Below are 18617 nucleotides of genomic sequence, written 5' to 3'. Positions count from 1 at the left end.
GAACATGACCTCCCCCGTCGCCCACCCGTCCACGGCAGACAACCGCACCACCCGCCCCCGGTCAACAACAAGCGGCACGGAGAAGCCCGGCCGCCCGGCACACCGGACGGCCGGGCCGGGGCGCTGCTCAGATACCGCCGAACTCGCCCGCCCGGACGGCGGCGACGAAGGACCGCCAGGCATCGGCGGGGAAGCGGAGAGCGGGCCCGTCGGGGTCCTTCGAGTCACGGACCGGCATGAGCCCGATACAGCCGTCGGCGACCTCTATGCAGCCGTTCTGCCCGCCACTGTAGGTACTCTTCCGCCAAGGGGCGTCGGTCAGGTCGACATCCATTCAAAATCCCTCCGTACCGCACGGATCAGCTCCACGGACGAGGCTTGGCCCAGCGCCTCGGCCTGAAGCCGATCGTAGCCCTTGACCAGCGGAAGGACAGTCTCGATATCCCGGTCGAGATAGCCGCGTACCTCAGTTTCGGCGTAACCGAGCACCTTGCGATCAGGCATGGCCAGAAGCGTGACCGGTAGGCTGAACGGCCGGTCCTCGCCCAGTGAGGCGGAGCCGCCCGCACCAACGAGCCGCCGCACCGCGCGGCCGCCCGCACCCTCCACGCCCAGACCGGCCTCCACCGGCCCGTGTCCGCCGTCCTCGCCGTCGACTTCAGCCCGGCCGACCGCTACCTCGAACGCCTGACGCTGGTCTTCGACGGCGGCGTCCTCACCGATGACGACTGCGCCCGCATCACCGTCCCGCCCCGCCACCGCAGCAATCTCTACGGCGCCCGCCTCGCCGACCCCCGTGACCTGTCCGCGCTGCTCGGCCCCGCACAGAACGCCCGCGTATCGTTCCGCCGGGGAGCGCCCACATGCCGTTGTCGGTGCGGCGTTGGAGAAGCACCCGCCCGTCGGTGTCGTCCACGACCACGGCCGAGGCCGCGGGGACGAGGCTGTTGGGCTTCGGAGCAGCGGGGTCGTTCTCGTAGTCGCGCCTGGCCATGCGCCGATCCTCCCAGACCCCGGGGACGGGTGGTCCCGGTTCTCCGTAGCCCGAGGGGAGGGAGGACAGGTCTGCGTCGCGCCCGGGGCGGCTCGGCGCGGAGAGCCGCGCCGCGGACGCCGTCAGCCGGCCATGGCACGGCGCAGCGCCGCGGCGAGTTCGGCGGTCTGCCGAGGCCGGACCTCGGCGGACAGGATCGCCTGCGAGCCGTGGAACGTGCCGGGCCACTGGTGGAGTTCGGCCGAAACGCCCGCCCGCAGGAGGCGCGGCGCGTACTCGATGTTCTCGTCGCGGGGCGGGTCGAACTCCGCGCCGGCGACGTACGCGGGCGGCGGGCCGGAGCGGAGCGCCGCCCGGCCTGCACCGCAGCCGCGTCGCCCGACGGCTGGAGCAGACCCAAGACCCTGGGCTTCGAACCCACCGAGGCGGCGGGCCCGTTGCGGTCCACCCTCGCCCTCACCGCCTGGCGGCTGCTCGACGACCGAGGGGACGGCGGACGTCAGGCCGGGGGGCCGCCGGCGCTTCGGGACCTCACCTCACGTCGTGCGTGATCCGGTGGTTCACTCCGCCACCCGGCGGACCGTCCAGAACCCGACGTAGCAGGCGAGCGGCAGGGCGACCAGCAGGGCGGCCCAGAAGGCAGCGTGGCCCCACACCTCGGCGATCGAGGAGAACCAGCTGCCGAGCACCGGGATGCGCAGGGCCTCCAGCGGGCCGAGCGGGGGCGGCCAGGCTCCCAGGACCACCACGCCCAGGGCCGAGCCGACCAGTATCCGGGGCGCGGTCCGGGGGGCGGCCACGGCGCCGAGGAGGGCAAGGAAGGCCAGCAGCAGCAGGTAGTCCGCCTGGTAGGCGGCGCCGGCCTGGCCGGTGCCCCAGGACTCCGGGGTGGGGTGGTGGGGCTGCCCGACGACGAGTCGGACCTCGACGGCCGCCCAGAGCAGCAGTGTCAGCACGAGGGTGCCACCGAGGGCGAAGAGCAGCCGGTCGCGGAGGCCGGCGCGGCCGGTCCGCCAGCGGTTCGGGCTGCCGCCGCGGGCCCGGCGGCGGGCGGCGAGCCGACGGCGGTCGCCCGCGGCCCGTTCCTCGGCCTCGTTGGCGGGGTTGAGCAGCCAGCGGTTGGAGCGGCCGTTGAGGACCAGGGCGAGGACGACCCCGGCCGTCGCCCCGACACCCGCCCAGCTGCCGAGGCCGCCTTCGAACATCACCACCCGCTCGACCACCGCGGCCGGCGGCCTGAGCACCGTCATGGGCGGCCCGAGCCGCAGGTAGCCGACGGCGAAGGCCGCGGCGACGACCAGGAGGAGCACCCGCCGGCCGATCCGGGCCGGGAACGCGGCCACCGCGACGGCGGCGACCAGGGCGGCGCCCAGCTGTCCGACGGTCTCCCGGGCCGCCGTGTCCCCCGCGGTCCGCAGCGGGCCGCCGAACGCGCCGTCGGGCAGGAAGGCTCCGCCCGCTCCGGCGTCGACGGCGATCCGCCAGACCGCGCCCGCCCAGAGCGTCACGGCGAGTCCGAGGAGCAGCAGCACGGCCGCGGCCGCGCGCCGGGGAACCGCGCTCCGGGCGCCCCGTCCCCAGGCGCGCGCCGTCGTCTTCCAGGCGCCCCGGTCGGCTCCGCGCCGCGCCCCCTCGGCGCGGACCCTCCGCACGTGCAGCACGGCGGCGGCGGCCAGCAGCGCCCGGCCCTCGGCCGTGGTCGGGGAGGCGGCCAGCGCGCGGCGGCGCAGCTCCGACCAGGCGCGCCGGAACCGGTCCCGCTCGCCCCTCAGCACGGCCGCACGGGCGGTGCCGGCCGTGTCGGCAACGACGGTGGCGGCCGTGTGCGCGGGCGCCGGCAGCCTGCGCAGCGGGCCCGGCAGTGCGGAGACCCGCCGCACCACCGCGAGACGCTGCGCATCGGGCTGGACGGTGAGCAGCAGGGCCCAGCGGTGGGCCGTCGCCAGCTCGTCGGCGGTGAGGCGTCCGTCGCGGCCTCCGCCGCCGCGGCCACCGCCGCGACCGCCGAGGGCCCGGGCCTCCCGCCCGACGGCCTCCAGCACGGCGGGCAGTTCGGTCAGCGCCAGCAGCCGGCGGCAGGCCCCGTCCGGGCAGGCTTCGTGCCCGCAGCGGAAGCGGGCGGCCAGCGCCGGCAGCCCGGCGGCGATCAGCTCGTCGACGAAGGCGGCCGTGCCGTCCTCGCCGGCCGTCCGGGCCAGCCCGGTCGCGTCCACCCGGCGGTCCCGGACGTGCGGGACCGCCTCCGGCGCGAACACCGCGCCCAGCGCCAGCACCGCGCGCGAGGCCGCGCGCGACCTGTCCGCCGGGGTGCCGCGGTCGACGTCCTTCAGGTAGTGGAGGTCGAGGGCCGTGTCCTTGACCTCGTCGCGCAGCCAGTCGCGCAGCCGGCGCGCGCCTCCGCTCATCAGCCAGGCCGCCGCGTCGCCCGATTCCGCGAGCATCCGCACCGCCAGCGCCGTCGGGTCGTGGAAGTCGGCGCCCCGGTAGGCGATCGGGCGGTACGCGGGCCCGGCCTCGACCTGGGGGGCCTCCGGGGCGACCCGGGTGCGCACCACGTCCGGGCTGCCGCCGGCCAACCAGTCGCGGACCTGCGGCGCGGTCCAGCGGTCGGCCGGCTCCTTGGTGAACAGCCCCTGGAGCAGCAGCCTCCGGCGCTCGTCGGTGACGGCGGCAAGGTCCACCACGTCCTCCATCACCAGCCGGTACTGGAGGGCCTCGTCGCTGACCAGCCCGCCGTCCGCCCGCCGGTAGCGGGTCCCGCCGGTGAACACCTCGTACAGGATGGTGCCCAGGGCCCACCACGGGCCGGCCCGGTGGTTGTGGCCGGCGAGCTGCTCGGGCGCCATGAAGGCGACGGTGACCTGCATGTCGGCGGAGAACCGGCGGCTGGCGGTGAGTTTGGCGACGCCGCCGAAGTCCGCCACCACGAACTGGGGCGCGGCCGGACCGCCGCGGCCGGACCGGCCGCCCTCGCGGACCAGGATGTTGGCCGGCTTGAAGTCCACCGGGTTGCGGTCCACCGTGGTCTGCCAGAAGTCCAGCAGCGCGACCAGTTCGCGGATGATCCGCTCGGTCTCGCCGGGCCGGTCGAGCCTGCCCCGGCGGCGCAGCTCGGCGACGTGGTCGGCCAGGGTGACCGGCAGGTACTCCATCGCCATCCAGTCGCAGAGCGCGCCCGCGTGCTCGATCCGCCCGTGGCCGAGGATCTCGGGGACGTGGCGGCGGAAGGCGGCATCGCCGAGGTGGGTGAGGAGTTCGGTGTCGGCCTGGACGCCGGGGTTGCCGACCTTGACGGCCGCGTCGCCGCCGCCGTCGGCGCGGCGGACGTGCCACACGGTGCCCTCGCTGCCGGAACCGGCCGGGCCGACGGGGTGGTAGCGGTCGGTCAGGGCGTTGGGGAAGGCTCCCGCCCGGTCGGCGGAGGGACCTGCGGAGGGGGCGGCCGTCGGGCTCGCCGACCCGCCGGGGGCCGGCGGGGGCTGGGTCGCGCCGGGGCGCTGGACGCGGGTGGGCGCACCGGGCGCGGGGGTCCGCGCCGGGGCGGGAGCGGGGGGCTTGCCGCGCTGGAGCCGGGTGGCCGGCGAGGGGACGGCGCTCCCGGCGGCCGGGGTGCCCCCGCCGGTGGGCGCGCCGTCGGTCGAACCGGTGGTCGCGCCGGTGGTGCCTCCGGTGCCGTTCCCGGTCCGCCGGGGACGGCTGCCGCCCTGGACCCGGGTGGGCGGGCTCGCGGCCGGGGCTCCCTGCGGGGTGCCGGACCGGGGGTTGGTCGGTGCCCGGCCGCCCTCGGTGCCGGTCCGGCCGTCGTTCGCGGGCCCGCCGGAGCGCTGGACCCGGGTGGGCGGGCTCGCAGCGGTCGGGCCGTCGCCCGACCGGCCCTGCCCGGGCGTCCGGCCCTGGCCCTGGCCCTGGCCCTGATTCTGGCCCTGGTTCTGGCCCTGACCCTGGTTTCGGCCGCCGCCCTGCGCCTGGCCTCCGCCCCGGGCCTGGTTCGCCCCCTGTCCCGGGACCTGGTCCTGGCGCCTCCCCTGTCCCGTCCCCTGCCCCCGACCCTGCTTGCGGGTGGGCGGACTCGGTTCCGGTGGTGTGTCGGCCATCGCGCCGTTCTCCTCCTCGCGCCCCCGGGTCACCGGGGAGCGCCGAACTCGTCGATCTCGATCACCTGGACGTCGATGTCCTGCGCGAACCGCAGCCGGTGCCCCGGCCAGACCACGGTCGGCCCGGTGACCGGGCGGTCGTCGACGAAGGTGCCGTTGGTCGACCCCACGTCCCTGACGTGCAGCACCCCGTCGATCCAGCTCAGCTCCGCATGGTGCCGGGAGAGCTGGTTGAGGTCCGCCAGGCCGGGGATCGCGGCGCAGTCGCGGTCGTCGCGGCCGATGGCCAACCCGCAGCCCCCGCGCCGGCGTTCGCCCCGGATCGGCAGCAGCGCCCCGGCGATCACCAGCGCCAGCCGGACCACCGGACGGGCGGCCGGCTCCGGCCGCCGCCCCTGCTGTGCGGGTGCGGCGCGGGCCGGCCGCGTCGCCGCCTCGGGTGCGGCGGCCGGTACGGTCGCGGGCGACCCGGCGGCCGACGCGGTACCGGGCGCGGACGGCGCGGGCCCGGGGGGCGGGGGCGCGTCCTGCTCCGGGTCGTACCGTTCGAGCTCCACGAAGAAGTGCACCTGGCAGTACCCCCGGGTACCGGAGGTCGGGCACTCCCCCGGCGCTCCCACCGGGCAGCGGTAGATCACGGTCGCCACGAGGTCTCCCGGAGAGTCACGCCGCGCCGGACCAGGTCTCGTTCGATCCGGCCCAGGTCACCGGGGCGCGGCACCCCGATCACCCGGACCTCGCCCTCGGTGACGTGCACCTGGAGTTCCGGCCGCTCGGGGCGGTGGTCCAGGTGGGGCGTGTAGCGCTCGCGGCCGAGGGCGGTGCGGATCACCAGCCGCTGGTTGGCCGATCCCCGCCAGACCAGCCGGGTCGGCTGCCCGGCCCGGTAGCGGCCGGTGACGACCGCGTCGGCGCCGGCCAGTGCGGAGGCGGTCGCCGGGTCGGCGGCCAGTTCCTCCGGCTCCCAGCCGGTGTACACCAGCAGGTCGGCGGCCCGGCCGGCGCGGCGGCGCTCCTCGTCGGCGGCGCCGAGGAGGGCGGCGAGGGCCGGCGCCTGTTCCAGCGGTTCGCCGCCGCTGACGGTGAGGCCGTCGATCCCGTCGGCCAGGGCCGCGCGCCACAGTGCGGCGAACCGCTCCGTCGTCAGCTCCCGCCCGCCGGAGGGCTCCCAGGTGTGCCGGGACATGCAGCCGGGGCAGGCCAGGGTGCACCCCTGGAACCAGACGCCCATCCGCCGGCCGGGGCCGAGCGAGGTGACCGGCCGGTAGACCTGGCTCACCCGGGCCGCCGGCGGGCTCTCCGGGGCGACGGCCGGTCCTGCACCGTGCCCGACGGCCGGGTCGGCGACGCGCCCGCCGCCCGTCGACTCCTCGCTCACCCGGGCCAACGGTTCACCTCGACGCGGTAGCCCTCGCCGTCCCCGTCGCCCTCGACCGAGGCCACCTCGATCCGCTCGCCGCGCTTCGGCAGGGTCCGGAAGACCTCCTTGGCCAGCGGGTTGACCAGCGCCGACTCGACGGCGGTCAGGACCCCGCGACCGCCGTGGTCCAGCCGCCGGGTCGCCTCGACCCGCAGCACCTCCCACGCGTCGTCCGCGACGGTCAGTTCGGCGCCGTGCACGTCCCGGATCCGGCCCGCCACCGAGGCGATCGCCTTGTCGAGGATCTGCGGCACCCACTTCTCCTGCATGAAGTCCATCGGGATGAAGTTGTCGCCGAAGCGGTTGCGCAGCTCGGGACGCCGGATCTGGTCGTTGAAGAAGGTGTCGAAGGCCTCCCGCAGCGCCTGACGGACGATCACCGGGTCGTCGTGCCGGGTGAGCTGACGCCGGCCGCCGCGGGCGGGCGCCGCCTGCGCCGGCTCGCCGGCCTGCGGTACCGGTTCGCCGCCCGGGCCGCCGTTCTCCGCCGCCGCCCGCCCGCCGTCCCGGGACTGCTCCGCCACCACGGTCGCCGTGATCCCGAGGTTGGACGTGAAGATCAGCACGCATTCGGTGAAGTACACGGTGGCGCCGCGTCCGTCGGTGAGCCGGCCGTCCTCCAGGATCTGCAGGAAGAGGTCGAACAGCCGCGGGTTGGCCTTGTCGATCTCGTCGAAGAGCAGCACGCTCATCGGGTTGGCGCGAACGGCGTTGGTCAGCTCGCCGCCCGCGTCGTGGCCGACGAAGCCCGGCGGGGCGCCGATCAGCCGGTCCCGGGCGTGCTCCTCGGCGAACTCGCTCATGTCGAAGCGGATCGGCCGGGCATCCTTGCCGAGGATCATCTCGGCGACGCCCTTGGCGAGTTCGGTCTTGCCGACACCGGTCGGGCCCGAGAGGAAGAGGGTGCCGCGCGGCCGGCTCGGCGAGCTGGACGACTGCGCGCCGTTCAGCCCCGCGGCCGAACGCATGAAGATCTCCAGCGTGCGGCGGACGGCGTACGGCTGGCCGATCACCTTGCCGTTGAGGAACCGCTCACCGTCCGCGATCCGCTCGCGCAGCGCCGCGGTGGCCCACGGGTTGTCGAGCACGCCGATCCGGTAGAGGCGGGCCGCCTCGTCCAGGCGCTGCACCGGGAGGCCGCGGTCCAGCGCCATTCGCCCGATCGCCATCACCTCCGAACTGCCCATGCCGTGGGAGGAGTCGGCGAGTGCCTTGGCGGCGGACACGGTCTCGGCCGCGTCGAGCAGCCGACCGCCGGTCGCCGCCTGGTAGCGGGCCAGCCCGCCGACCACGTGCCGGGCGGCGGCCAGCCGCTGGTCGTGCGGCGGCTGCGGCACGTTGATCACCCGCACCGCGCGGCTGCCGACCGCGAACTCCATCGGCAGGTCCTCCTGCCGTTCCACCACCCAGAACACCGTGTTGTACGGCGTCACGACCGTGCTGCCCTGCACGGGGCGGGCGGTGTGGCCCAGCTCCTCGGCGGCGGCGAACAGCCGGGCGGCCTCGCCCGCGACGGGTGCCCGGGCCGAGCCGAGCCGGGCCGCGTAGGGGACGACGAGTCCGATCGGCGGGCCGGGGTGGCGGACCACGCCGACCATCGCGTCGCGCAGCCGGTCCAGCAGCTCGGGCTCGTCCTCGTCGTCCGCGTCCGGCGCGCCGTTGCCCGCGCCGCCGCTGCGGCGCCACCGCTCGTCGCGTTCGGCGAACTGCCGGATCACCTCCGGGACCTCCTCGACCGTGGCGCTCAGCCTGAGCAGGGCGATCCGGTCGTTGACCTGGTCGACGAAGGCGAGCGCGCCGTAACCGCGGGCCAGGCAGAGCGATTCGATCACCCCGCCCAGGGTGTACGGGGCGAGCGTGGTGCTGCTGCCGGCGGCGTGGTCGTCCGGCAGCAGGTACTGGTCACGGACGTTGCCCGTCAGCAGCACCTGCGGGTAGACGGTGAGCGCCATGTCCAGCTCACGGATCCAACTGGGCGTCGCCGAACGCGGACCGTCTCCCGCCCCGGCGCCGTCGGGCCCCTCCGCACCGGCCGCACCGGCCGCCGCGTCCTTCCGAAGGTCCGCCCTCCCACCGTCCGCGTTCCCGCCGCTCGTGTCGTCCCTGCTCACGTTCTCACCGCTCACGCTGTCGCTGCTGCTGTTGCCAGGCCTGGGCGGCGTTCGCCGAGCCCTTGCGGCCCGGCTTCCTCGTCCCGCGGCGCGGGACGGCGGCGGCCGGCGGCGGCCACGAGCCGCTCGGCACCACGCCGGCGGCCATCGTGCCCGGCGCCATCGCGGACGTCCGCTCCAGGCGCACGCCCTTCTCCCGGACGCCCTCCTCGATGGAGGGCAACTGCTCGTCGCAGAACCACTGCTGGACCAGCTCGTCCTGCTCCGCGTCGAGCTCCTCGTCCACCCCGTCGCCGGCCGCACCGTCGGCCGTACCGTCCCCGGCCGTCGGACCGCCGGACCGCTTGACCACCGAGGTCGAGAGCGTCGCCCGGTCCGGCGACAGCACCAGCCGCAGCCCGTACCCGGCCACCGGTGCCTCGCCGCCGGCCGCGCCACCGGGTTCGGGGTCGCCGAACGGCACCACCACCTCCCCCTCCTCGGCCAGCAGGTCGGTGAAGTCCTCGCCCACCAGGTAGTCCCGCTCGCGCAGCACCTCGGCGAGCGCCACCGCCACCGGCCCGCGGTTGCGGTGCGCGTCCGCCCGGGCCACCGCCGCCTCCACGGCGGGGCGCAGGTAGGCCGGGTCCTCGGCGGCCGTGAGGTCGGCGACCAGCCGGTCGCGTTCCCCCGGCTCCGTCTCCTGCGCCAGTTCCACCAGTGCGGCCCGCAGTTCGGCGCGCTCCTCGTCGCGACCGCGGCGCAGCACCGAGTGCTGGACGAGCGCCGCCAGGTCGGTGAGCGTCGTCCGCACGTCGGAGACGGTGCCGGCCGCCTTCAGGGACCGCACCAGCCCGGCCACCCGCTCCAGGTCGGCGGGGTCGCAGCGGGGCACGTCCCGGTCCAGCACGGCCTGGGCCTCGGCGAGCGCACCGGCCCGGACACCGTCGGTCCGTTCCGCCAGCTCGCGCGCCGCCTCCTCCGCCGCTGCCGCCGCCGTGGCGGCGTCCCCCGCCGCGTTCCGGACGGGCTTCCTCGGCGGGCGAGGCCGTTCCGGTTCGACCACCGCCTCCGGCAGCACCGCCGCCCACACGTCCTGGACGGCCTCCGCCAGCTCGCGCGCCGCGCGGCCGTTGGCCGCCCGGGCCCGCTCGATCGCCCGGGTCAGCTCGGCCTCGTCCGCCCCGGCGCCGACGGTGACCGTCTCGACCCGCACCTTCCCGGCCCGGTACGCGCGGCGCAGCTGCCCGGCCTCGCCGCGCAGCCCCTGCGCCTCCTCGTTCAGCTCGCCGAGCCGGGCGCGCAAGTCCGCCCGCCGCTCCTCGGCAAGGAGCCGGGCGCGCAGCTCCGCCCGGCGTTCCTCGGCGCGCCGCAGGTTCTCGGCCCGCTGGGCCTCGGCGGCCAACTGCGCGCGCAACCGCCGACGGCGCTCGGCCTCCTGGTCGACGTAGGACCATCCGTATCCCGCGGAACTGCTCACCGGCCGCCTTCCGAGCGCGAGTCGTGACGTACGGTGCGGACCGGGGGCTCGGCACCGGTCGGAACACCCTACGCGCGCCGTCAGGGCCGGTGCGGGCCGAGTCGTCGGACGACCACGCGTGGACCGGCACACCGCCCCCGAGGTGCTGCTGAAGGCCCATCATGCCGCAGATCGTGGAGGGTTGTTCCCGCCTTGCGGGAATCGGTGATCACCGCCCGCGGTCGACACCGGCACGCTAGATTGCCCCTCGGCGGATCGTGGATCGCGAACGCGGGTCGGGCGGACGGAGGTGACGGGCGATGGAGCTGGCCGAGGTGCTGGAGGCCCTGCGGGAACGCTGGGACGAGGTGCAGGAGTTCCTCGACGAGTCGGCCCGGGCCCGGCTGCGGGAGCTGCTCAACGCGCCCTCCGGGGACCCCGAGCGGATCGCACGCAGGATCGTCCGGCTGCTGCTCGCCTCGGTTCCCGACGGTCACCCGGCCCGGGCGGTGTTCGAGGACTCGGTCCGCTACGCGCGCGGCGCCCGGGCCGAGCAGATCAACCGGGAAGCGGTCCTGAGCGCGCTGACGTTCTTCGGCCGCCGACCCGCGGCGGCGCAGCCACCCCCCGACGCCGACGACTGGCTGCTCGACGCCGGGAACGTCACCGCCGCGGAGTACCGGGCCGGCGGACACGACCCCGCCGACCCCGACCTCATCCGGCTGACCGACCGCCAGGGCACCGTCCGGCTGCCGTCCTTCCAGTTCGACGGCGCCTCCGGCCTCCCGCTCCCGCTGGTCGTCGAGGTCAACCGCCTGCTCGACGCCGACGACGACCCGTGGGGCGTCGCCGACTGGTGGCTGGGCGCCAACGCCTGGCTGGACGCCGTCCCCGCCCGCCTGCTGGGCACCCCCGGCGAGCACTCCCTGCTCGCGGCGGCCCGTGCCGAGATCGCGGAGTGGTGACCGGATGCCCGACGTGAAGGTCCCCGCCCCCACCGTGCGCGCCGTCCCGCACCGCGAGCTGCTGCCCGCCGGCACCGTGCTCCACCGCGTCCACCTGGCCGCCTACCCGGCGACCGCGTTCAACCCGAACCCCGCCGACGCGCTCTACGAGGGCGGCCGGTTCTGCTCCTTCCAGGGCGACGGCGAGCAGTTGCCGTACCTGTACGCCGGGTTCTCGGAGCGGACGGCGGTGATGGAGACGCTGGTGCGCGGCATCCCGTTCGACGAGAAGGGCTGGCGGCGGATCCGTAGGGTCGCCGTCCGGGGCAGGGTGCTGTCGCAGATCGAGACCACCTGCGACATCCCCCTCGTCGGCCTGATGACGCTCGACCAGCTCGCCGCCGTCCACCAGGACGAGTGGCTGATCCACTCCACTCCCGAGGCGTACGCCCGGACCCGCCGCTGGGGCGCCTGGATCCGCGGCCAGGCGCCGTGGTCACGCGGGCTGAAGTGGCCGTCCAAGCGCGACCTGTCGAGCGCCGCCTGCGTCCTCTACGAGCGCGAGGGCGCCGCCGGGCTGGTGAAGCCGGCCGGGACCGAACCCGTGCCCCTCGACACGGCCGCCGGCGCCGAGCTGCTCAACCGGCTGCTCGCCCCGGCCCGCACCAGGATCGAACCGCCCCGGCGGTAGCACCGGGGCGGAGGCTGCCGCGCCGCCCCGGCCGGGACCCGCGGCAAGGAGTCGGCGGCGGGTGCTCAGTACAGCTTCTTCACCGCGGTGTTCAGGGTGTTCTTCCACGGGATCACAGGCGGGTCGCCCCAGTAGCTCTGCCACAGGACCAGCGTCACCGTGTCGCCGTCGCGGCCCACGCCCCACAGGTAGTTGTAGTCGGGGCGCTCGGTGGCGTTGGCGTCGAAGGTGTGCATCCCCTGAAGGGTGGCGCCCTCCTCGACGTTGATCACCCCGTGGTCGAGGTAGGTTGCGCTCACGCCGGGCCGCTGCGGGGCGTGCGCGCAGGCGACGTAGTCCTGCCGGGCCTTGTCCGCGAAGGCGATGGCCTCGGCCTCCGTGTCGAAGACCGCCACCTTCTGCTGGGCGAACGCGGTCTCCGCGGTGGTGAAGTCCCGGTGCCATACATTGACTTCGGCCGGCTCGGCGGGCCAGCCCACCGGACAGTCGAAGTCGTCGCCCCACCCCCGGGCGGTCGGGTTGGCGCGCCACGACTCGGTCTTCGGCAAGTCGGAGATGTACAGGGTCCCCGGCTGCGGCCGCCACTGGTCGGCAGCCGCCGCCTGACCTGGAGCCACCCCGACCCCCAGGGCCCCAACCGCCAGCACCGCGACCCCCGCCGCGACCGCGCCCCCGCGCAGCCGTGCACGTACCCCCATGGCTTTCCTTCCTTCGTGCGCTTCGATCACCCCGTTCCGCCCCGGACCGGGGCAGACTCCCTTCCACGGTAGGGTGTCAGCGCCCGTGCGGCAGGGCCTTTGGGTCGGAATGACCGAGAAATCCCCCGTCAGGAACGCGAAGGCCCGCCCCGGCTTCCTCGTCCGCAGGTCAGACCCGGGAGGGCGCCGCCGGGCCGCCACCGAGGCGGCCGACCAGGCCGCGGCGCAGACCGGCGTCACCAGCAGCGGCAGCAACCGGGCCCGGGTGGAGAGGGCCACCGCGTCCGGGCTCAGGGCGGGCAGCAGGGCCCACACCTCGGTGACGACGGCGCTGATCGCCAGCAGCCACCCGGTCAGCCGTGTCCACACCGTGCCCACAGTCCCCCGTCCATGATCGGAGTGCGATCGTAGCGACCGGCGAGGGGCCCGTCCCGGGCTGGGGGTCGCCCGGGGGTGGCCGGGTTCCGTCAGTCGTCGTCGACCGCCGGGCCGTCCTCGGCCCGCTGGTCCTCCGTCCGCCCGGCCCGCCAGTAGCCCATGAAGCAGACGGCGCGCCGGTCGATCCCGCGCTCGCGGACCAGGTGGCGGCGCAGCTCGCGGACGCTCGCCGCCTCGCCGGCGATCCACGCGTACGGCTCGCCGGGCGGGAGTTCGGCGGCCCGGACGGCGGTGGGCAGGACCGGGTCGACGTCCTCGCCCCGGTGCAGCCAGGTCACCTCGACGCCGGGCCGGCCGGTGGGCAGGTAGCCCTCCTCCCCCGGGCCCTCGACCTCGGCGAACACCCGCACGGGCAGCCCGGCCGGCAGTTCGTCGAGGATGGCCGCGACGGCCGGCAGCGCCGACTCGTCCCCGGCCAGCAGGACCCAGTCCGCGCTCGGCGGCAGCCGGAACTCGACGCCTCCGGCCTCCTCCACCGCCGGCCCGCAGACGATCACGCGGTCCCCGGGGGCGGTCTTGACGGCCCAGCGGGAGCCGGGCCCGTGGTCGCCCTGGACGGCGATGTCGATGTCGATCTCGTCGGGGTCCCGGCGCTGCGCCCGGACGGTGTAGGTGCGGAGCACCGGCCGGACGGCCGGGTCCATGGCCCGCCAGCTCTGGTACCAGCCGAACTCGCCCTCACCGGGCGGGGTCAGCGGTTCGGTCTGGCCGGGCTGCGGCAGGAGGAGCTTGATCCGCTGGTCGAGGCCGCCGTTGACGAAGCCGGCGAGGCTCTCGCCGCCGAGTGTGATGCGGGCCAGGTGGGCTGTGATGCGGGTGCTCCGGACGACGTGGAGCGGGAAGAGCACGAAGCGCGCGGGGGCGGTGGTGCTGGTCAGGGCCCTCTCTCCTCTCAGCGGGCGGGTCGGCGGCACGTCGGCGGACGGCAGCCGATCCCATCGAAGCTTAGGTTAGGCTAACCTATCTGTTCGCGCCCTGCCCATCCCGCCTCCGGGCCGCGCCCGCCTACGGACCCGCCCCCGCCCGCGCGCCCGCCCCGGCGCCCGCCCCGCGTCCGGGACCGTTCAGACCCGGTCGAGCGGCCGGTGCGGGCCCTCGGGAAGCTCGACCTCGATCACGTCACCGGGGCGCACCACGCCGCCCTCCCGGACGACGCTCATGATCCCGGCCTTCCGCACGACATTCCCCTCCGCGTCCCGCCCCACGACCTGCTTCAGCAGCCCGCTGCTGAAGGCGTCGATCTGCAGGCAGGGGTTGCGCAGCCCGGTGACCTCCACGACCGCCGCGTCCCCGATCCGCAGCAGCGTCCCGACCGGCAGGCCGAGCAGGTCGATCCCGCCGGTGGTGATGTTCTCCCCGAGCTGGCCGGGTGCCACCTCGAAGCCCTTCTCGCCCACCTCGGCGAAGAGTTCCTCGTGGATCAGGTGGACCTGTCGCAGGTTCGGGAGCGTCGGGTCCTGCGCGACCCTCGACCGGTGCTTCACCGTGACGCCCGCGTGCACGTCCCCCTCGACCCCGAGGCCGGCGAGCAGCGTGATGCCGTCCCGGTTGGGCTTGGTGAACGTGTACTCGCCGCTGCTGCTGACCGCCGTGACCGTCCCGCCCATGGTGCGCGGACCTCCTGTTCGGACCTGATGATTCGTCCCGAGCCTATCGAGCGCCGCACGACCGCCGGCCGACACCCTCGGCGGCCCCGGCGGCCCCGCCTCAGTACGCGGGGAAGGCGTAGCCCCCCGGGGTGGAAGGGCTCTTCCGGACGCCGTGCAACGCCGCCGAGGCACGGGCGTGCGCGCCCCGCCGGAACTCCTCGACCCGGCCGGCCGGCCGCTCGGCTCCTCGTGCACCGCGTACCGCAGGGCGCCGGCTCCCCGCGCGCCTGCGGGGCGTCCCGGAGCGGGAGGGGGGCCACCGGCAGGTCGTCCGCCCGCGGCGGGCGTCGAGGGGCGAAGGGGGAGGAACCCGCACCCCTCGCCACTCTGAACTTATAGCGCATCGGGGGCCTTGCGGCAAGGCCCCCGTGATGCCGCAGAATGTCCGGCCGTAGCCAGGTTGACCTGCGAGTTCACGGGAGTCATGCATGCGTGTGGTGTTGTCGGCGTACGGGTCGCGCGGCAGTGTCGAGCCGATGGTGGGGCTCGCGGTGCGGCTGCGGGAGCTCGGCGCGGAGGTGCGGGTGTGCGCGCCTCCGGACGAGGAGTTCGCGGAGCGGCTCGCCTGCGTCGGCGTCGAGGTGGTGCCGGCCGGCGACCCGGTACGGCCGCTGGTGACCACGGTGACCCCGGGGTCGGCGGCGGGCCTGGCCCGGCGGGTGGCCGACCTGATGGACGCGCAGTTCGACACGCTCGCCGCGGCGGCCGAGGGGTGTGACGTGCTGGTGGTGACCGGCCCGTTGCCGGCCGCGGCCGGTGCGCGGTCCGTCGCCGAGAAGCTGGGCATCCGCTACGTGCACGCGAGCCACCAGCCGGTCAGCCTGCCGTCGCCCCACCGGGCGCCGCCCGCGCGGCGGGGCCGGCCGCTGCCCGAGGACGAGAGCGACCGCCGGGCGCTGTGGGACCTCGACGCCCGGATCGCCGACGAGATGTTCGGCGGGGAGCTCAACGCCCGCCGGGCGTCCGCCGGGCTGCCGCCGGTGACCGGCGTCCGCGACTACGCCTTCACCGACCGGCCGTGGATGGCCGCGGATCCGTTCCTGGCCCCGTGGCAGCCGACGGAGCTCGACGTGGTGCAGACCGGCGCGTGGGTCCTGCCGGACGAGCGCCCGCTCCCCGCCGGGTTGACGGCCTTCCTGGACGCCGGTACTCCGCCGGTGTACGTGGGCTTCGGCAGCACGCCCGTGCCGGATCCGGCGGGCGTCGCCCGGGCGGCCGTGGACGCGGCCCGCGCGCGGGGCCTCCGGGTGGTCCTCGCGCGCGGCTGGGCCGGCCTGGCCCCGGTCGACGACCGGGACGACTGCTTCGTCGTCGACGAGGTCAACCAGCAGGCCCTGTTCCGGCGGTCGGCCGCCGTCGTGCACCACGGCAGTGCCGGCACCACCACGACCGCTGCCCTGGCAGGCGTGCCGCAGGTGGTGGTGCCCCAGGGGGCCGACCAGCCGTACTGGGCCGGGCGGGTCGCCGAGCTCGGCATCGGTGTGGCCCATGACGGCCCGACGCCGACCACCGCGTCGCTGTCGGCCGCGCTCGCGGCGGCGCTGGCCCCCGCGACCCGGGACCGGGCGGCCGCGGTGGCGGGCACGGTCCGCACCGACGGCGCGGCGGTGGCCGCGCGGCTGGTGCTCGACGAGGTCGGCCGGGAGAGGCCGCCGCTGCCCGCGTGAGCCGCGCGGCCCCGCCCGATCACCGGCCCGGCGCTCCGGCCCGGCGACGGCTGCCCCCATGGAGCGGCGGAGCGGCGGGCTCAGTGTCGGCGCATCGGGCGGGGTTCGCCGTAGCGTTCCTCGAACTCGGCGTCGCCCAGGGCCTGGAGCTCCTCTCCGGTCGTCCGGCCCGCCAACAGGTCCGCCAGGAAGCCGGGGAGGGGCGCGGCCCGCATGGCGTCGGTGATCCCTCCGGACACGGTCCGGACCTCGCTGTCGACGCGGCCGTCGGGGTACAGGGTGTACGTGCGGTAGCCGGGGCCGTCGAGGCCGTGGTTCGCGTGGTCGATGCTGTAGAAGGTCGACGGGCACACGTACACGGGACGACCTTCGAACTCGCCCGACAGGTCGCCGTGCAGGTGGCCGGCGCCGATCGCCCGAATCTTGGGGAAGTCGCGGACCAACAGGGCGAGTTCGCTGTCCCCCTGGGCATCCGGAGCGGTCCGGGGAAGCGGCGGCTGGTGCAGCCAGACGAAGACGTGGTCGGCGCCGGTGGTCGTCAGGATCGCACGGGCGCGTTCCTCCTCGACCGGGGTGAGGCCCGGTTGGGCGGCCGCGTGCACCCGGTCGTCCCGGTCGCGGTAGGTGCCGTCGGCAACGGCCTCGCGGCCGTGCGCGTTGCTGTCGAGGAACAGCATCAGCCAGTTCCCGACCCGGACGGCCGGTTCCAGGTGCACGTTGGGGCGGGGCAGGCAGGCCTGCAGCGCGTCCTGCCGGTCGTGGTTGCCGGCGAGGCAGTAGACCGGGGCGGGCAGAGCGTCCAGGACCTCGCCCATCCGCTCGTAGGCGCCCGCCTCGCCGGTGTCCGCGAGGTCGCCGGTGGCGACCACCAGGGTGGCCTCCCCGATCGCCCGGGCCGCTTCCGCGAGGACGGCCGCGAGCCCGTCGCCGGGCTCGTGCGTGACGAACCTCCGGGGCACGGGGGTGTCCTGGAAGTGCAGGTCGGAGATCTGGACGATGCCGACGGCTCCGGTGCCCGGGGCTGCCGGGGTCGGGTCGGTGTGCGGATTCATGGGCCCTCGCTCGCTCGGTGGGAAGGGTCGCGGGTCGGACGGACGCCACCCACGGTAGGGAAGTGGCAGAACTGCCACATGACAGTCGTGCAAACTTCTGCCGAGCACCGTCGGGCGTTCCGGAGCCGCCGGCCCGTCCGCTCAGGCCATCCGGCCGACGCCCTGCGGTGCGGCGTCCGGGAGCCGCGGCGCGGCGGGCCGGCGGGGAAGGAGCAGCGGGGTGACCAGCAGCAGGAGGCCGGCGAGAGCGATGGCCCGGCGGAGGCCGACGAGGACCGCGAGCAGGCCCCAGAGGGCGGTCAGGGCGGCGACGGCGGCCTTGGCCGTGACGGACCAGGCGGTGAGAACGCGGGCCGTACGGTCGGGGGCGACCTCCTCCAGGCGGCGGGTGGCCAGCACCGGGTTGAACACGCCCAGACAGGTGATCAGCGCGAACTCGACCGCCATCACGAGGACGAGCCCGCCCGTGCCCGGCCCGACGAAGGCGAGGCCGACCGGCCAGCAGGCCCGCAGCGTGCCGGCGACGCGCAGGACGCGGTGCCGTCCGAAGCGGGCGACGGCGCGCCCGGCGAGCCGTGAGCCGATGAGCCCGCCGAGACAGGGAACGGCGAAGGCGAGACCGTACTGCCACGGGGCGAAGCCGAGTCGGCGCAGGAGCAGGACGGCGAGCAGCGGCTCGACCGCCATGATCAGGGCGTTGACGAGGACGGTGTTGAGGAAGAGCGGCCTCAGCACCGGGTGGGCCAGCAGGTGGCGCCAGCCCTCGAAGAGGTCGCGGGCCCGCGGCGGGGCGACGGGGGCGGGCGCGGGGCGCGGCTCCCTACCACCGATCGCACGCAGGCCGGCGGCCGAGAGCAGGTAGCTGCCGGCGTCGGCGAGCACGGTCACGACGGGGCCGAACAGTCCGATCGCGACGCCGCCGAGCGGCAGCCCGAGGACGATGGTGGTCCAGCTCGTGGCCTCGAACCGGGCGTTGGCGGTCAGCAGGTCCTCGGGCCGGACGAGCGCCTTCAGGCAGGCCCCGGCGGCGGCACCGAAGGTGATGTCGGCCGCCGCGACGAGCACCGACACCAGCAGGAGCTGGGGGAAGGTGAGCAGACCGAGCGCGTACCCGGCCGGAACGCTCAGCAGCGCCGCGCACCGCAGCAGGTCCATGGTGATCATCACCGGCCGCTTGCGGCGGCGCTCCGCCCACGGGCCGAGCGGCAGCGCGACCGCCGCACCGACGGCCGCCCCCGCGGCGGCCAGCACCGACACCTCGGCGGGGCCCGCCGCCAGCACCTCGATCGCGATCAGCGGAAGCGCGTTGAACGCGAGCCGGGTGCCGAGCGCGCTCACCGCGTACGCCCCCCACAGCCAGCCGAACCGCCGTCCCAGCGACATCCTCACCGCGCTCCTCCTCCGACCGGCGGTCGACAGCC

Annotated in this window: 18 protein-coding genes and 1 pseudogene; 5 read left to right on the top strand and 14 right to left on the bottom strand. The window is 75.9% G+C overall.

Annotated elements, in window-relative coordinates; all coding sequences use genetic code 11:
* Positions 1 to 127: 127 nt before the first annotated feature.
* From PUR61_RS07435 to PUR61_RS07420, 4 genes and pseudogenes are all read right to left on the bottom strand, one after another.
* Entirely contained in the window at positions 128 to 334 is a 207-nt protein-coding gene (locus tag PUR61_RS07435; protein ID WP_329876923.1) for a DUF397 domain-containing protein, read from the bottom strand.
* Positions 319 to 759, bottom strand: a complete 441-nt coding sequence (locus PUR61_RS07430) for a hypothetical protein (RefSeq protein ID WP_329876921.1) — start codon at positions 757 to 759, stop codon at positions 319 to 321. The genes PUR61_RS07435 and PUR61_RS07430 overlap by 16 nt, the downstream gene beginning before the upstream one ends.
* Positions 760 to 805: 46 nt before the next feature.
* Positions 806 to 994, bottom strand: a pseudogene (locus PUR61_RS07425) (NUDIX domain-containing protein); the annotation flags it as partial.
* Between the two features lie 122 nt (positions 995 to 1116).
* The gene (locus PUR61_RS07420; protein ID WP_443035133.1) at positions 1117 to 1275 is read right to left on the bottom strand and encodes a hypothetical protein; all 159 of its coding nucleotides are present in this window, start codon (positions 1273 to 1275) and stop codon (positions 1117 to 1119) included.
* Between PUR61_RS07420 and PUR61_RS45190 the strand changes: the two genes are divergently transcribed.
* On the top strand, positions 1204 to 1545 hold the full coding sequence (locus PUR61_RS45190) for a hypothetical protein (protein WP_443035132.1): 342 nt from the start codon (positions 1204 to 1206) through the stop codon (positions 1543 to 1545). The two genes, PUR61_RS07420 and PUR61_RS45190, sit on opposite strands and share 72 nt — an antisense overlap.
* A 9-nt stretch (positions 1546 to 1554) precedes the next feature.
* Here the strand turns inward: PUR61_RS45190 and PUR61_RS07415 are convergent, their stop codons facing one another.
* The 5 genes from PUR61_RS07415 to PUR61_RS07395 are packed head-to-tail and all read right to left on the bottom strand — an operon-like array spanning position 1555 to position 10078.
* The gene (locus PUR61_RS07415) at positions 1555 to 5088 is read right to left on the bottom strand and encodes a protein kinase domain-containing protein (protein WP_329876919.1); all 3534 of its coding nucleotides are present in this window, start codon (positions 5086 to 5088) and stop codon (positions 1555 to 1557) included.
* A 29-nt stretch (positions 5089 to 5117) separates the two neighbouring features.
* Positions 5118 to 5735 (bottom strand): FHA domain-containing protein, encoded by a 618-nt coding sequence (locus PUR61_RS07410; RefSeq protein WP_329876917.1) that lies wholly within the window; start codon positions 5733 to 5735, stop codon positions 5118 to 5120.
* On the bottom strand, positions 5723 to 6466 hold the full coding sequence (locus tag PUR61_RS07405) for a 4Fe-4S single cluster domain-containing protein (RefSeq protein WP_329876915.1): 744 nt from the start codon (positions 6464 to 6466) through the stop codon (positions 5723 to 5725). The genes PUR61_RS07410 and PUR61_RS07405 overlap by 13 nt, the downstream gene beginning before the upstream one ends.
* A complete protein-coding gene (locus PUR61_RS07400) occupies positions 6463 to 8619 on the bottom strand; it encodes an AAA family ATPase (RefSeq protein WP_329876913.1) in 2157 nt (718 codons plus the stop codon). The genes PUR61_RS07405 and PUR61_RS07400 overlap by 4 nt, the downstream gene beginning before the upstream one ends.
* 4 nt (positions 8620 to 8623) lie before the next feature.
* Positions 8624 to 10078: a hypothetical protein gene (locus tag PUR61_RS07395; protein ID WP_329876911.1), complete on the bottom strand. Its 1455-nt coding sequence runs from the start codon at positions 10076 to 10078 to the stop codon at positions 8624 to 8626.
* Positions 10079 to 10377: 299 nt separating this feature from the next.
* Here PUR61_RS07395 and PUR61_RS07390 point away from each other — a divergent pair, with 299 nt between their 5' ends.
* A complete protein-coding gene (locus tag PUR61_RS07390; RefSeq protein WP_329876909.1) occupies positions 10378 to 11022 on the top strand; it encodes a hypothetical protein in 645 nt (214 codons plus the stop codon).
* A gap of 4 nt (positions 11023 to 11026) precedes the next feature.
* Entirely contained in the window at positions 11027 to 11692 is a 666-nt protein-coding gene (locus tag PUR61_RS07385; RefSeq protein ID WP_329876907.1) for an RES family NAD+ phosphorylase, read from the top strand.
* A 65-nt stretch (positions 11693 to 11757) separates the two neighbouring features.
* On the opposite strand, the gene PUR61_RS07380 is transcribed toward PUR61_RS07385, so the two are convergent.
* The gene (locus tag PUR61_RS07380) at positions 11758 to 12390 is read right to left on the bottom strand and encodes a hypothetical protein (RefSeq protein ID WP_329876905.1); all 633 of its coding nucleotides are present in this window, start codon (positions 12388 to 12390) and stop codon (positions 11758 to 11760) included.
* Positions 12391 to 12499: 109 nt separating this feature from the next.
* Between PUR61_RS07380 and PUR61_RS07375 the strand changes: the two genes are divergently transcribed.
* Complete coding sequence (locus tag PUR61_RS07375; RefSeq protein ID WP_329876903.1) at positions 12500 to 12784, top strand: hypothetical protein; 285 nt, start codon at positions 12500 to 12502, stop codon at positions 12782 to 12784.
* Positions 12785 to 12857: 73 nt separating this feature from the next.
* Here the strand turns inward: PUR61_RS07375 and PUR61_RS07370 are convergent, their stop codons facing one another.
* Positions 12858 to 13742, bottom strand: a complete 885-nt coding sequence (locus tag PUR61_RS07370) for a siderophore-interacting protein (RefSeq protein WP_329876901.1) — start codon at positions 13740 to 13742, stop codon at positions 12858 to 12860.
* Positions 13743 to 13892: 150 nt separating this feature from the next.
* Positions 13893 to 14435, bottom strand: coding sequence for an MOSC domain-containing protein (locus tag PUR61_RS07365; RefSeq protein WP_329876899.1), 543 nt, complete (start codon positions 14433 to 14435; stop codon positions 13893 to 13895).
* A gap of 470 nt (positions 14436 to 14905) precedes the next feature.
* Here PUR61_RS07365 and PUR61_RS07360 point away from each other — a divergent pair, with 470 nt between their 5' ends.
* Positions 14906 to 16144, top strand: a complete 1239-nt coding sequence (locus tag PUR61_RS07360) for a glycosyltransferase (protein WP_329876897.1) — start codon at positions 14906 to 14908, stop codon at positions 16142 to 16144.
* A gap of 80 nt (positions 16145 to 16224) precedes the next feature.
* Here PUR61_RS07360 and PUR61_RS07355 read toward each other — a convergent pair whose 3' ends face one another.
* A complete protein-coding gene (locus tag PUR61_RS07355; RefSeq protein WP_329876895.1) occupies positions 16225 to 17196 on the bottom strand; it encodes a metallophosphoesterase in 972 nt (323 codons plus the stop codon).
* A gap of 141 nt (positions 17197 to 17337) precedes the next feature.
* Positions 17338 to 18579: an MFS transporter gene (locus PUR61_RS07350; protein ID WP_329877059.1), complete on the bottom strand. Its 1242-nt coding sequence runs from the start codon at positions 18577 to 18579 to the stop codon at positions 17338 to 17340.
* Positions 18580 to 18617 lie beyond the last annotated feature (38 nt).

Origin of the sequence: Streptomyces sp. BE20, from assembly GCF_036322525.1 — a bacterium.
Taxonomy (GTDB): domain Bacteria; phylum Actinomycetota; class Actinomycetes; order Streptomycetales; family Streptomycetaceae; genus Kitasatospora.
Note: the sequence above shows the minus strand (reverse complement) of the source record. Positions and strands in the feature narration are given on the sequence as shown.

Coding starts and splice junctions, on each gene's coding strand:
- PUR61_RS07355 (WP_329876895.1), bottom strand. CDS start 17,196: ATGAATCCGCACACCGACCCGACCCCGGCAGCCCCGGGCACCGGAGCC.
- PUR61_RS07375 (WP_329876903.1), top strand. CDS start 12,500: ATGACCGAGAAATCCCCCGTCAGGAACGCGAAGGCCCGCCCCGGCTTC.
- PUR61_RS07360 (WP_329876897.1), top strand. CDS start 14,906: ATGCGTGTGGTGTTGTCGGCGTACGGGTCGCGCGGCAGTGTCGAGCCG.
- PUR61_RS07435 (WP_329876923.1), bottom strand. CDS start 334: ATGGATGTCGACCTGACCGACGCCCCTTGGCGGAAGAGTACCTACAGT.
- PUR61_RS07385 (WP_329876907.1), top strand. CDS start 11,027: ATGCCCGACGTGAAGGTCCCCGCCCCCACCGTGCGCGCCGTCCCGCAC.
- PUR61_RS07365 (WP_329876899.1), bottom strand. CDS start 14,435: ATGGGCGGGACGGTCACGGCGGTCAGCAGCAGCGGCGAGTACACGTTC.
- PUR61_RS07380 (WP_329876905.1), bottom strand. CDS start 12,390: ATGGGGGTACGTGCACGGCTGCGCGGGGGCGCGGTCGCGGCGGGGGTC.
- PUR61_RS07390 (WP_329876909.1), top strand. CDS start 10,378: ATGGAGCTGGCCGAGGTGCTGGAGGCCCTGCGGGAACGCTGGGACGAG.
- PUR61_RS07415 (WP_329876919.1), bottom strand. CDS start 5,088: ATGGCCGACACACCACCGGAACCGAGTCCGCCCACCCGCAAGCAGGGT.
- PUR61_RS07350 (WP_329877059.1), bottom strand. CDS start 18,579: ATGTCGCTGGGACGGCGGTTCGGCTGGCTGTGGGGGGCGTACGCGGTG.